We start from the raw sequence: 14,234 nt of genomic DNA, 5'->3' as shown, positions 1-14,234 counted from the left end.
ACCTTCTTTATTGTGTAACACTCAAGAAAAATATAATATCACCTTGCTCATTGAATAATCAGTGCTTGAATTGATAGCTCTTGTTATAACATGGCATAAATACTCAAATTAGAATAATTACTCAAATTTAGATATTAAAATAAAAGTGATTTGTGGATGCATGATTCAGTTGTTCCTTTTCTTTACATAAAAAAACAGCCTACTTCTTTTTTTTCTGGCTCTGATAAACCAAAATATATGTGGAGTTCTTCTGAGTCTGGGGTAATAAATGATGTAAGTTTTACTTTGCTGAAAAGTGTTTTAAGCTGGTATAAAAATCCATTTACCGAAAAAATTTCTGCTCTAGTACCTAAAGATACTCAAGCCATAAAAAAAAATGACAATAAGCAATTTTGGAAAAGTAGAAAAGGATATATTTCTTTAGAAACTATTGCCGAACTTGATGATATTGGAAATTGGCGGGATAAATCTTTTTTAATCAATATCCTTCTTGATGAATTTAATCTTTATCTCCAAGAAGGTTTTACAATTGGTATAAATTTTCGTGAAATATTTCTTGTGCCGGAGGGTGAAGAGCCACCTTCTCACTTTCGGCCGGGTATCGATCTGTGTGTAAGAAGCCATGTCGAATACAAAGAAATGACGGGACGACTATCTTATCAACTCGGCAAGGCGATATTTTATCGCTATAAACCGTTCATTTCCTCGGATCGTACAAAAGATTCTGTAAATCAAACCATTATTGACTATTACTCCAATAATCCTTTTTGCTCAACTTGGAATAAACCTTATATTGATTACACCACCTCTCTGAAAAATTATCATTTCTTTGATTCTGCTTTTGCCTGTTTTATTGCTTACAAAATGCCTCTCTCCTATGAGTACTTATCAGCGTCTCGTCCCATCTCTAAAGTTGTTGCACTGACATATCCGGTGCAGGTTACCGAACTGTTGCCTTTTTTTCAAAATAGTACAGCGTACGGTAATCAAGAATTCACCATTGTTCTTAAAGGGAGTCAATATAAAGATAAATCCATACGACAAAGTGTTTATGAAGAGATTGCTCAGTTAATAAAAGAAAGCAAGTGTACTTCAATGATACACCTCTTTTTAATAACAAAAGATGATATCGATGCGAATCTACTTTCACTTAAACCTGAATCCCAGGAAAAAAACTCACTCTATGAGTCACTTCCTCAAGATGCGGGATATTACCTCTCTTCAAGCAAACTTCTATCTTTGACCTACAGAAACATCCAATCATTAGCATTATCTTCTGAGTTGTTTGATAAAGAGCTACGAGTGTTGGATAAAGTTTATGAGGGTAGAGCCAAAAAAAAACCAGGAGCTTATATTTATGCGAAAGAAGTGAGCAATAATATACGCAAATCAAAGACAATGACTATTAGCCAACTCAAGTCAAAAGCACGATTATCAGTAACCCAACAACAATCTGTTGCGCAGACCCAAGTGGTTAATCAACAAGTACAAGAGACACATCAGCAGACCTTAAACCAGCAAACCATGCAAAATGTAGCCATTTCTACCCAAATGACTTCAAAATCTTCGTGGGATTTAAAAGTTAATTTAGATAGTTTTTGTAAAAGATTGGAAAGTTGTGCCAAAAAATATTTATCGCAAGTAACTGATGAAGAACAATTATTAAAGCAAGCCGGTTGTCTTACAGAGTTTTATCTTAAGCACCACAGCCGAAGTCAATTTTACAATCAACTTGCCAATGATAAAGGCTTCCGTTTGCAAATGGCTGCTAAATTATTTGGTACCGCATTGGTCTCTAAGCATGATTCATCCTCCTTAGTTAAAATTAAATTACCTCATTATGCCGTTGATAATATTGAAGTTGTGGTAGCTAATTCGTTAATCACTAATATTGAATCAGTACGAGATGGACTGTTTGAAAAATATCGAGAAGTTAAGAATTACTATCTATTTGGGCAGACGATTGATAATTACACACTAGTCTCTTACCGAAGCCATATAATACCCCGTCTTGCTCTTTCTCAATTGTGGAATATGTCTACAACAAGTCAAGAGGAGCACCTTGCGAGACCCTTCGTACCCTCTCTTTCATATAATATATTGCTTAGTGAAGAAGAACTGGCTTCTGTAGAGAGCGGAAAAAAACTAGAGCTCATTGAGTGTGTTGAATCCCTGCTAAAACTGTTCAAACCGCATCCCCCTTGCAATCCTGATGAGATTCGTATTCTTGAACAGCAAATGCTCGTTTTGATACGTTTTTATTGTATGAACCGTAATGAGGAAATTGAGCAAATAGAAGATTTTATAAAATGTTTTCCCACCCATAATGAAGACAATCTAAAAATTCTATTACATGTACTTACTTGCAATCACAAAAAAGGACTGGACTCATTATTAAAATTGTTATCATTTTTAAACGATAGAGGGTTATTAGCTTATTTTTATAAAATTTATTTCCAGTATGCAGTTGATACTTCAGTACTCAAAGAGCTCCTTAACTCTCCCCTAAGATCTATTTTTTTAAGATTAGCGGCACGAATTCCTACAGCAAAATCAAAAGAATCGTGGCCTGATTTTGAACGATTTTGCTTGCACTTAAGTTTATTTGCAGCGCAGAATAATTTCCAACTTGATGCGAATGATTTACGTACGGTCGAAAACTTATGGCATCGTTTATATGCAAAATTTTTAGCATATAGCGGAAACAAAGAAACAGAGGCACAAAAATTATTATCCCAGCTCACATTAAATTTAATAGATGAGCACAGCTTATGCATTGCTCCAGTAAGTAAACTCGACACATTTTGTACGGGTTTAGAATATTTACTTGACCATGCCATGTCAAAGCAGATGTTGGAAGAACAAATTGAAGAAATTAAAGGGATTTCCCTGTTACCCATGGATGCACCTTATGCTTGTGAATGGAATGGATTTCGTCTTGTATCTTCTGAAATGCAGATTTATTCCTCAGCAATCAACCCTGAAAATAAAGCTTATTCAATTTCCCCGGATGAACTCTTACAAATTATGTCCTCTCATCAACGAGGGAAGGATGATCTTAAAGTAGCTGTCTTTCGATATTTGGGTACGCAAAACTTACGTGAACATCTTAGTTTTTATAGAAACCTATACCAGTCACTGACTCAAAAAGCGATAGAGCCGAACGAGATGGATATTGCAGAACTGTTATTCAGCTTCTATGTTATTCAGTTTACTGGGAAAGGATATTATCGGGATATTGATAAAGAAAAATTCACAAACCAATTAATTCTCTTTTTAAAGAACCAAAATTTATACCATTTATTTCCAACTCAGAAAGTTTATTCACTCATAGACGATTTATTTCTTTCATTAAGTCAATCAACAACCGACAAACTAAAAGGAACTGTCAGCATATGGTGTCTCTGGCGAGAACAGCAAAATTTTTCTCATAAGATAACAAAACCAATTCCCGAAATTTTCCTAAGGAAATTTTCAAGAAACAACATAGAGCATTTTTTATTAACGCAAAAAGAAAATTTAATTCAGTCACTCCCTGATATAAATGATGTTGGTGAGAATGCCTGGTCACTCATCAATGTTTGGTGTGATGAATTAAATAGCTCCCCAGAATATAAAAAAATTGTTAGGCATTACCTAATGACGCTTTATCCAGAGATGGATATGGGAATTTTATTGAGGGATATTGATAAGATTGCTGTGTTTTTACATTCCATTACTTCAGTTTACCAAATGAACTCGAGAAGTTTAATTTATCTTGTCTTTGATCAATTTCTTGATAAAACCCCGAACAAAGAAGCCTTCTTTTCTCTCAGTGAACTTGTAATGAATGAGATGGCGAAACATCAGAATCCAGCGTCAAAAGATAAGTTAACCAACAGTTTCTTACTGATTCTTAGGAATAGTTCACAACTTTACCAAGGACTCCCACAAACAAAGGATTTAATAAGTCTTCTCCTGGATACTTTTTTCAAAATGGAGATTACAGAAAGCCCTAAATTACTGTTCACTCTAATGGAAATTTTATTGCCATTAGGGATGGACGAAGCTCAGCAACTTTTTAAAAAGCTTCTTCCTATGGTTGCTAGTGAAGAAGGGAGGAAATTTCTAAAGTTTCACTCTGATTTAAATACAACTCAACTCAAAGAAATAATACTATTTGCACAAAAAGTGAAATCCACTGCACTTGCCTTGAGTGCCCTGGAATGGCTTTTTCAACAGGGTCTTTCCAAAGAATTGACTGGAATGACTTCATTGTTTGAGCAAAAGGATGAGGAAGATATCCGTTGCTTATTGCTTCTTGGTCAAATCCTTTATCAGAAAAAAGATAAATCGCTACTGACTCAATTGCATAAGTTAAATAATAAACCCATACAGGTTTTAAAGAAGATTGTATCTCTTTATCAGCTAAAAACTGCAAATGCAGAAGAAGTAGTCGAATTATTGAGCACATCTTCCTTAGAGGAAGGAATTGCATTATTTTTGCGTAAAAAATATCAACACAATCTCGAGCGATACGACTACCATTCTGAAAGAGTAAGAGAACACATAGCCCAAATTAAATTAAAATCTCCGGAAAGTGATGCCGATTTACCATTGAGCCATCAGGAACAAGAAGAGTTATGGCATGACTATCAATTTTTAATGTCCTTTCTGGCAAAGAAGACTATCAAAATTAATTTTCGGGGATCCAATAAAGAAGTCACTATTAATGAGTTGACTGAGAAAGAGTTTCAGCTTTTATTTAAGGAACTCCAAGAACAAATTAAAAATGGACTAAATGTCCATCGTAACCAATTACTCTTAATTGCTTTAAGCGCTGAAGCTCTTTATAGAACTACAAACAAGTTTCCTCGTCATACTCAAATATTAACTCTTCTCAAACATCTTCACCATCCAGGTAACATCATACATGAAATTAAAACTGGAGAAGGGAAGAGTATCGTTGCTGCAATGCATGCTGTTCTATTATGTGGGAATGGTCGGACGGTTGATATTGTCACCGAAAATGAGCAATTAGCTAAAAATGCTCTGGAGAAATTTGCGCCATTTTATCAGTATTTGGGAATACCTCATGGAACGAGCATTATATCAGCGCAAAGCACCCATTCGGAATATATCCCTAATGGGATCAACTATTCGACGGCATCTGATTTGTCTTTATTTCGTATGCGGATGGCTTTGGAGAAAAGAGCAATGCCAACCAATCCCTCCCTAATTGGGGATGAGATTGATGCAACCTTAACTTCAACAGTGCAATTTCGTTTGGCAGCACCAATAGATTTTATATCTAATGATACGAAATTTTGCCACCAAATGAATCAATTGGTCCTTGATTTTGTCAAAGAAAAGGAGATCTATTTAAATAACCCATGCAGCCAAACGGACGATATCCTTAATTTAAAAAATTATTTTATTGCCAAGAATCCTAGTAAAGAATTTCTTGATTTTACCCAAAAAGTTTCTGATGAGATTTTAGGGATATTAATTGAATCAGCGATGATAGCTCAGGAGCTGGAAGAAAATGAAGATTATTATATTGTTAAAAAGAAGGATAGCAAAAATGAATACTTCTATGCCGCCCCAATTATTGCCAGCACTAAAAGACCAGCTCCCTATGTAAACTATTCTGATTATGTTCAACAGTTGTTGCATACCTTACTCAATAATAAACAACCACCTCCAGCTTATCCATTCAAAATAGAACCAAATACAGAAACGATCCTTGCCACTAGTTCCAAAAATTTTTTTGACTATTATCGATTACATGAAGGCCCTATAATTGGTTTGACTGCAACCGCAGGAGCCTGTGTAGAACGTGCTGAGTTTTTTGAACAACAGGGTTTAGTAGCATACAGTTATCCTTCCTTTTACCCAGATCGGTCTACAGATTTGGGATTAATAACGGTATTTGGAAAAGAGCCACTTCTTCAAAAAACATTCGAATGGATTAAACAACACAAACAACAAAATCCCACTCAACCTATTTTGTTAATTACGCGTTCACCGCAAGCTACTGAGCAATTCAAGAATTTTATTATGTCTCAAACGGACTGGAAAATTCAGAGTTATCATGGCCTCGAAGATGCAGGAAAATCAGAAGAAAACATTATTTATACAGCTGGAAAAGATGATGTTCTCACTGCTGCAAATCAAAGCCTGGCTCGGGGTGCAGATATTGATCCTGACTATGAGTATGGTTTATTAGCCATCAATACATGTACTGATTTAACACCGAGCGAATTGCGTCAAATTCAAGGAAGAGCTGCTCGTAATGGAAAACCTGGACAATTCATTTCGATCATTGATGCACAGAACCTAGGTTCTCCTTCTGACTCCGCCGAATCTTTGGCGGCTGCTTATAAAAGACATCAACTCGATATTAGTATATCTCAACAAAAAATGCGTGCAAAAAGTCGCTTATTGGAGGAGTCTCGTTATTGTATAGTGAGTCATCTTCTCAAACTACGTGAAGCTGCTGACAAAATATTAGCATCTCAATTTGGGGAAGAGCATTCTATTGCGGATCATCAACAATTAATGCGTTCCTTGAGTTCATTGAATCGGAGAGCAGAAAAACATTATGCAAAGTTATTGGAGCAACACTCTGAAATAGATGATGAAACAACCAATGAATTTCTTTTCACACTAATTAATGATTACCAGCAGGTCTTGGACAATTGGCTTCCAGAAGATCAATTTAGTCAGATGCAATTCGTCCAACCATCGATTCCACTTGAATCCTTGAAAATGCTTTCACTAAAGTTGCAAAAAACTTCAGTGGGGCAATTACGGAATTTTGCCGAAATTTTTCACCGCAAATGGAAATTAGATGGACATAAACAAACCAAACAACACTTGGATAGTTTGGATGAATTAGCGGAGCTGTTTGAGCCTTATTTTAAAAAGAGATGTAGCTTTAAGTTTGCACTGGGGCATGCATTGAATCAAAAGGAGCTTCTTGAAACAGAAAAAATAAACGCTCAATTTACTGTTATTAAAGAAAGTATTGATGAAATGCTGGAGTTTGCCCAATCCATTCCTGTAATTGGTAAATTAGTTCCTGTCGTAAGTATCAGAACATATGTGGAGCAGTACCTTGATGTAACTAAAAATCAAATTCGAGAAAAAAAATGGGATGAGATAAGTCCTCCGACCATAGATATTTCTAGTATCACTAATTGGTTTCAAGGAGTAAGTCAAATACTTTCCGTGGGCTCCATTTTAATTGGAGGACCAATGTCTTTTGTTATAAAACGTTTTATCATACCCACTATATTGGGATGGATAAAAAAAGCGCTTAAACGTAGTTTTGCAAATTCAGAATCACTGGTTGCACAAATACTTATTGGTATCGATGACATAGGCAATGATTTATCGGAAGCAATTAATGCCCTTACTACTTTAGATAAAGAAAAAAATATTACAGTAGGACTCTTATTAGATAAGTTTGGCCCGTTGTTAAGAAATAAAGCACTTCTGTTGGCTTTATCAAAATATTTGGAGCTTATTGAAAAGCCGCAATACATTCCATGGTTGGAAGCTATTCCGGATGTACTGGCTATGTTTGAACGTTATCGAAACAATAAACCTGATGAGTTGCTGAAAGTTAATACTGTAATGTTGTTTTTAAAACAGGCCGCAAGTTCAAAGTTGATTTTAAAAGTACTTAAAAATAGCTCGTATCACGAAAGTTTCCAGCGATTAAGTCAGTTAGACTCAAGATTTGTAAACCAAATGAGTACCCTTTCTTTTACTGATTTTATCAAATTAATCAGGATTGCCGCTCATCCCAATTTCTTTATATTAATGGAAAAACTCCCGGAAAAAACTACCTTTGTAGAATTGGCCCAATGGTTAGAATCCATCCCAGAGGATCTGCCCAATGAGACTCGACAAACGATTCAAGAGCTCCTGGATTACCAAAGAAATCATGAACGAATTGCTGAAGAAAATAAGCAAAATATACTAAATTTACGTAAAAAAAGTTATTTAACACTTAGTAAGTTTAAAGACGAACTTGAAAAATTGAAGCCTGTGTTCAAACCAGGGGGATTAAAGCCAGAGCCAGAGGTTAAAGATTCTTCTAAACCTTTTGACATGAAGAACTTGGTCTTTCTATTGGCAGTAGCAGCATTTATAAGTTATAGTGTTTTATATTTTTCTATTCCCATTGCATTAGTAAGTTTGGCTCTTGCTGCGTGGATACTCGCTCCCACCGTTCTCAATCATTTTTCACAACAAGAAAATGAACTTGTAAAATCATCGGAAAATTCCTTATCTTCGGAAGATGTTCCTTCATTTATCTTAAAGGAAGACCTTAAATCACAGTTAATAACAGGTAAAACAAATAATATTGTACGTGAAGTGAAAGAAAGCACACTCTCTGGTATTGGAGAGGCAAAATTAGGTTTTTTTAGAGGAAAAATACAAAAAAATGAAAAAGGAATAATGGAGAATAAATTACCTCCCACATCTATCGATCAAGAATTACAAGTACAGCAATTGATAGGGCATGCTTCGTTGTCATCTCGATAAACCATTCAAAGTTTATTAAAATACGTTTTTTTCTTCTCTTAAGATTCTAAATATTTCAAACGAATTTTTTGATGCTGCTCCATGTGCGAGTGCATATTTATGTACTTCAGGTTCATCGGTACGTAAAAAAGGATTAATTAATAATTCGAGTTCTAATGTCGATGGAAGGGTGCAGGCTCGGGGTGAATTATGTATGTTGTTTAAGTATTGTTGAATCACCTGGTTATTAGGTTCCACTGTTTGAGCGAAGCGTAAATTCTGTTCTGTGTACTCATGGGCGCAAAATATTTTTGTGGTAGGTGGTAAGGTTTTGAAAAGATGCAATGATTGATGTAATTGTTCCATTGTTCCGTCAAAAACACGGCCACAGCCCGCAGAAAAAAGGGTATCCCCACAAAATAATAATCCCTTACTTGACTCATAATAACTAATATGACTTGAGGTATGTCCCGGATTGAATAAAATTGTGAAAAAACATTGTCCGATTCGAAGGGATTGATGTTCACATAGCCTATTATTTACATTCGGAATGCGAGGATCGTTTGGACCATAAACAACACATGAGGGATAGACTTTGAGTAATTGACTTACTCCTCCAATATGATCATGATGATGGTGAGTTAGCAGAATAGAATCCAATTGCAGTTGGTGTGTATGAGCAAATTGCACTACTGGTTCTGCATCACCAGGATCGACACAATCAAATGTTCCTGCAGCTTTATCAATAATTGCCCAAATGTAATTATCGGAAAAAGCAGGAATAGGGTAGATATTCATGAATAAGCCTCAATGAGAAAAGAGGAACTACCTGAATTAAAATAAGTTTTAAGGGTATTTAAGACTGTTTTCATTTCTTCTGCTAAAGTGAAGGGTGGATTAATTATCCATAGACCACAACCCCCCATACCGTTCATTGGTGTTGAAGTCAGATTGAATTCAATACGTAGCGCATTTGTGGGATTGATTTCTTTCATCCCTCTATTAAGTCTATCATTTAGTTTTTTATCGACCAATGGATACCAAAGACAAAATACACCTGTAGCAAAACGAGAATAAGCATGTTTAATTGCAAGAGGAATCTCTTTATATTCTTCTTTTATTTCAAATGAAGGATCAATAAAAATTAATCCTCTCTTTTCTGGGGGGGGAAGTAGTGCTTTCATCGCTGCGATACCGTCAGTATTGCTGAAATGTACTTTTTTATTCATGCACTTAAGCTGACTTAGAGCTTCGAACTCTCTAGGATGAAGCTCACAAAAATACATCCTGTCCTGCATGCGGAGCATGTTAATCGCGAGGAACGGTGAACCCGGATAATATCGCAATGAATGAGTAGAGTTGATTTGATTGAGCGATTGAAAATAGTTTTGAAAAACAGAGGGCAGGGATTGTCGGTCATGCCAAATTAATTGAATGCCTTGTTTGTATTCCTGAGTTTTTTCAGCTTGCTTATTCTTTAAATCATACAACCCTTTCCCGGAATGAGTTTCAAGATAAAATAGAGGTTTATCTTTACGCGTTAAGTAATCCAAAAGATGGGTTAAAACGATATGTTTGATGACATCCGCAAAATTTCCTGCATGATATCCGTGTTGATAACTGAGCATGGTGTTCCTAAAACATTTTTATAATTGTCTACTATACTCTTTTTAAGAGAGTATAAAAGGGGAAATCTATGGATCTTCACGAAGACTATGATGACCAATCATTCTCTGATTATAATTACGATGATGATATCGAATCTACAGCTCATCGAAAAAATGTTAGACGTATGCTTGAGGAGAAATTGGAGCGTAAACGTTTAAAAGAGGAATTTAAAGATGATTTCGATGAGTTGAGCGGAGATTTTGACTGGGATATTTTAGATAAGTAATTGAGCCTCTCTTACTGATGCTCAAATGAAAAACGCTTTGAAACAACATGCGGTGTATCTTATTATCACAAGAAAAGTCGTCTATTGATGAACTAATGTGGCTGCTTTTAGGGTATTTTCGAGTAATGTGACTATGGTCATTGGTCCTACGCCACCTGGTACGGGGGTTATCCATGAGACTTTGTTTACGGCATTTTTAAAATCTATATCACCTCTAATGCTGCCATCTGCGAGTCTATGGATGCCTACATCAATGATGATCTGTTTTTTACTAAGCCATTCACAATCAATAACATCCATTTTTCCTGTGGCTATAATGACAATATCAGCAATACGCACAAATTTTTCTAATTCTTGAGTGAATTTATGGGCGATAGTTACTGTCGCTCCAGCAAGGAGTAATTCTAAACTCATAGGGCGTCCGACAATATTAGACGCACCAATAATCAGAGCATGTTTCCTTTTCACTTCAATTTGGTAATGTTGTAAGAGGTGCATTATGCCAAGAGGCGTACATGGACGTAATAATGGGTTACGTTGTGCCAGTCGGCCCAAATTATAAGGATGAAAGCCATCAACATCTTTTTCTGGTTTGATATGTTCAATAATCACACTTTCGTTTATATGCTTCGGTAAAGGCAGCTGGATGAGGATCCCATCAATTTGATCAGAGCCGTTTAATTCATCAATTAGTTTGATAAGTTCTTTCTGGGTTGTTTTTTCTGGCAGATCGTAGGAATGGGAAATTATACCTACTTCCAAACATGCTTTACGCTTATTGGCAACGTAGACAGTAGAAGCAGGATCGTTGCCAATGAGAACTACAGCAAGACCGGGGGCGCGATGATATCTTTGTACATAATCATGCACATGGTGTTTTAGTTCTTCTCGACGAAGAGAGGCGACAACCTTTCCTTCAATCAATGATGCTGACATAGTTACCCATAAGAAAAGCAAGGTAATAAATTATGAATTAGAGGTAGGGGTAATGCAATAGATTAATGATGTCTGAAGTAATTATCCAGAATTTTAAAGATACTTACCCCGTTTTTAATTTAATATTTTAGGTCCTAGTTCAAACCTTTGTCCTTAACGTGTTGTAGAGCCAAGCGATTAGAAAGCTACTAATAAATGTACTAATAAATACTCCGACTGCACCAAGAACGCATTGAAGTAAGGAAAGATCATAGGTCATGTATACTGTCCCCATTACCCCAGTAAAGGGTTTGCCTTTATTAAAAATTAAAATCATCAATCCCATGAAGAATGTAGAGATTCCCGATAGAGCGCCAAGAGATACTCCTAAAGCAATTGGATCTATTTTGCCGAATTTCATATAGTTACCTATTATTTTCCAAATAATTCGTACCATTATTCATTATTATGATTGTTATGTGAAGCATCTTACTTTATGCAAGAAGGATTAAAAATTGAGTATATTTTGTTCAGGAAAGCCATGGTTAAATTACTAAAAGTTTTGCTAGAGAGCATGATTGACTCATAAGCTTGCTATCTCTATACTGAAATCCCTTTGATTTTAAGGTAAATATCGTGGAAGAACTTAGTGAATTACTTAGACCATCTTGGGGTGCAGAAAAATGGATTTTAGAAGGATGGAACAAGATTACCGCAGATGAGAAACAACTCATTAAAAATAGAATAGATGAGTTATTTTGCGATGGTTTACCTTTTGAACTTCAATCTGACAAGCTATTTTATATTTACACGTTTTCACTTTTAGCACAGCTCGAAGTATTGGCAGTTCAAATTCCCCTGAAATTTGAATCAAAAATGTCAACCGTTGAATACAGAGAGCGTATGCGTCAACAATTGCTTGACGAAATATTTCATGGCTTAGTATTCACTAAAATCGTTTACATGCTTTGTGCTCCATATGCTTCGCCACCTCCTTACAGCCCACATATTGAAATCATTTGCAACTTTATTCGAGCAGAAAGCTGCCCTAAAGTAGCAATTATGTTGCTTAACCTCATTGGTGAAGGATGGATTGAGGAAATTTTTGAAAGTTTACACCGCTATGGTGTTGCACCAAAAGTGTTCACCACAATTCTCGAAGATGAGCATCGTCATGTGTGTGAAGCAGATTTATATCGTGATATTGGCATGCCAGATGTTGAGCAAATAAAACCGAAAATTGCTTATCTGGAAGAACAATTAATCACCAATATTTTTATGCAATATAAATATATGTCTTCTGTTTGTGCTTTGTTGGGTGTTGATGGAGTGATGCATTTTAAAGAATCATTGAATAACAAACATACTCAGCAGCTAAATAAAGTCAATCTTGAACCCAGTGAAAATTGGAAAAATTTCATGGAATTTGCAGATGAACTTTTGCCCAGAGTTCGAAATTATACTGAGTCAAATCGCGAAGTTGAGATGACTCCAATTCGCAAAGCACTCATGACGCAGTGGGATAATCCTAGCGATCCAACTATGACTGGGCAGTTTAGTATCGATGTCTCATGTCTTGATTTTTTTAATAAAAAATTTGCCTCAGAGACATTAACTACTTTAATGTTGCAGGCAGTTAGTTCCTGGATGACTTTATCGGATTCATTTAGAAATTATTTGAGTTTTAGAAAAATTTTTCAAACGAAAGAAGCTTATGTCGGTCTTGTTGTCTTGCTACCGGGATGTGGGGATCATTTAGGTACAATTGTTTTCGAAAATTGTCATAATCTTAGCTTTTATGAGTTATCTGCAAAAATTCGCGCCATAGTCGGCATGATGGTTTATTGCTATAAAAAACGTGAACAATTAGAAAAAACAAATCCACGTGTACAGCAACTTATGAAAGATATGGTTTATGAATATGCATATAACACTTATCCCTATCCTCTAGCAGGAACACCGTATATTTCGTTAAGTAATATTGGCGTTTTTGGCTATACCCAATCTATGGCCCCCCTTCGTAAAACTGAGTCCATGCGCTTTACTATAATGGAAGTTGATCGAAGACCTATTTGGCAACATGAAACTGAGTCATTTGTACCTAAGGATATGTTGCCTGTATCAATCAGCGCTGATCATCGTATTTTTGATGGTAATTCGACCGTACCTAAAATGGTTGAAGAAAGGTTCCAGGCTATGTTTGCTAAAATGTGCAAGGAAAAGCCTAAATCAAAACAACCATCGCATCAGCATGAACAATTAGAGTTACTTATAGATCAATTGATTGAAACTAATGTTGAAATGGGATACAAGACTTTAATGCTACTTCAAACCTGTTGGTTTGATTTTATTTCCATTGAAGACTGTTATACTGCATCCCATTATCATGGGATACAAGATTACACTCAGGAACCCACCCTTATCTAATGTAATCGAGTAAAAAGTTATATACCCAAGCAGCAATATAACTACTAACAAAAGTGTTCATAAGTACTATGCCTGCACCTAGACCCGCATTAGCCACGGAAGGAGTATATGAAAGATATATACTTCCAACCATGGCTACAAAGGGTTTACCTGTATAAAAAACAAAAGCCGCCAAACCCATAAAAAATGAAGCAAGTGCTGATAGAATACTAATAGAAATACTTAAAGCAAGTGGGTTTATTTTGCTGAATTCCATGATTTTTATCCTATTTTTAATAATAATTCATGCTATTATTAATTATTCCTTTTGAGATGGGAAGCTCAATTTTATTAGAAATTTTATAGAGATAGCCATGGACTCTTGTCTGCATTACAAGTAGAGTTATCAAATTAATAATGCATTTTAATAGAGCTTTGCTTCGTGAGCCAAGTAGAATATTTTAAAATGGAAGAATTCTATGTAAGATGCTCATAAGAACGC

General features: G+C 35.6%; 8 protein-coding genes. 3 read left to right on the top strand and 5 right to left on the bottom strand.

Annotated features, from left to right (window positions below):
* Window positions 1-156 precede the first annotated feature (156 nt).
* Window positions 157-8,538: a preprotein translocase subunit SecA gene (locus ACWTE2_RS31405; RefSeq protein ID WP_454785844.1), complete on the top strand. Its 8,382-nt coding sequence runs from the start codon at window positions 157-159 to the stop codon at window positions 8,536-8,538.
* A gap of 15 nt (window positions 8,539-8,553) precedes the next feature.
* Here the strand turns inward: ACWTE2_RS31405 and gloB are convergent, their stop codons facing one another.
* A complete protein-coding gene (gene gloB / locus ACWTE2_RS31400; RefSeq protein ID WP_454785843.1) occupies window positions 8,554-9,315 on the bottom strand; it encodes a hydroxyacylglutathione hydrolase in 762 nt (253 codons plus the stop codon).
* Window positions 9,312-10,145, bottom strand: a complete 834-nt coding sequence (locus ACWTE2_RS31395; protein WP_182393305.1) for a 23S rRNA (adenine(2030)-N(6))-methyltransferase RlmJ — start codon at window positions 10,143-10,145, stop codon at window positions 9,312-9,314. Before ACWTE2_RS31395 ends, gloB begins: the two co-directional genes overlap by 4 nt.
* 68 nt (window positions 10,146-10,213) lie before the next feature.
* Here ACWTE2_RS31395 and ACWTE2_RS31390 point away from each other — a divergent pair, with 68 nt between their 5' ends.
* The gene (locus ACWTE2_RS31390; protein ID WP_182393306.1) at window positions 10,214-10,411 is read left to right on the top strand and encodes a PA3496 family putative envelope integrity protein; all 198 of its coding nucleotides are present in this window, start codon (window positions 10,214-10,216) and stop codon (window positions 10,409-10,411) included.
* Between the two features lie 81 nt (window positions 10,412-10,492).
* Here ACWTE2_RS31390 and folD read toward each other — a convergent pair whose 3' ends face one another.
* On the bottom strand, window positions 10,493-11,347 hold the full coding sequence (gene folD / locus ACWTE2_RS31385) for a bifunctional methylenetetrahydrofolate dehydrogenase/methenyltetrahydrofolate cyclohydrolase FolD (RefSeq protein WP_454785842.1): 855 nt from the start codon (window positions 11,345-11,347) through the stop codon (window positions 10,493-10,495).
* A 139-nt stretch (window positions 11,348-11,486) separates the two neighbouring features.
* Window positions 11,487-11,747: a hypothetical protein gene (locus tag ACWTE2_RS31380; protein ID WP_182393308.1), complete on the bottom strand. Its 261-nt coding sequence runs from the start codon at window positions 11,745-11,747 to the stop codon at window positions 11,487-11,489.
* A 215-nt stretch (window positions 11,748-11,962) separates the two neighbouring features.
* Here ACWTE2_RS31380 and ACWTE2_RS31375 point away from each other — a divergent pair, with 215 nt between their 5' ends.
* Window positions 11,963-13,753, top strand: a complete 1,791-nt coding sequence (locus ACWTE2_RS31375; RefSeq protein WP_454785841.1) for a 2-oxo acid dehydrogenase subunit E2 — start codon at window positions 11,963-11,965, stop codon at window positions 13,751-13,753.
* On the opposite strand, the gene ACWTE2_RS31370 is transcribed toward ACWTE2_RS31375, so the two are convergent.
* The gene (locus ACWTE2_RS31370; protein WP_182393310.1) at window positions 13,746-14,009 is read right to left on the bottom strand and encodes a hypothetical protein; all 264 of its coding nucleotides are present in this window, start codon (window positions 14,007-14,009) and stop codon (window positions 13,746-13,748) included. The genes ACWTE2_RS31375 and ACWTE2_RS31370 overlap by 8 nt on opposite strands.
* Window positions 14,010-14,234 lie beyond the last annotated feature (225 nt).

Source organism: Legionella nigrisilvae, assembly GCF_977063395.2.
This window is presented reverse-complemented; position numbering and strand designations above follow the sequence as displayed.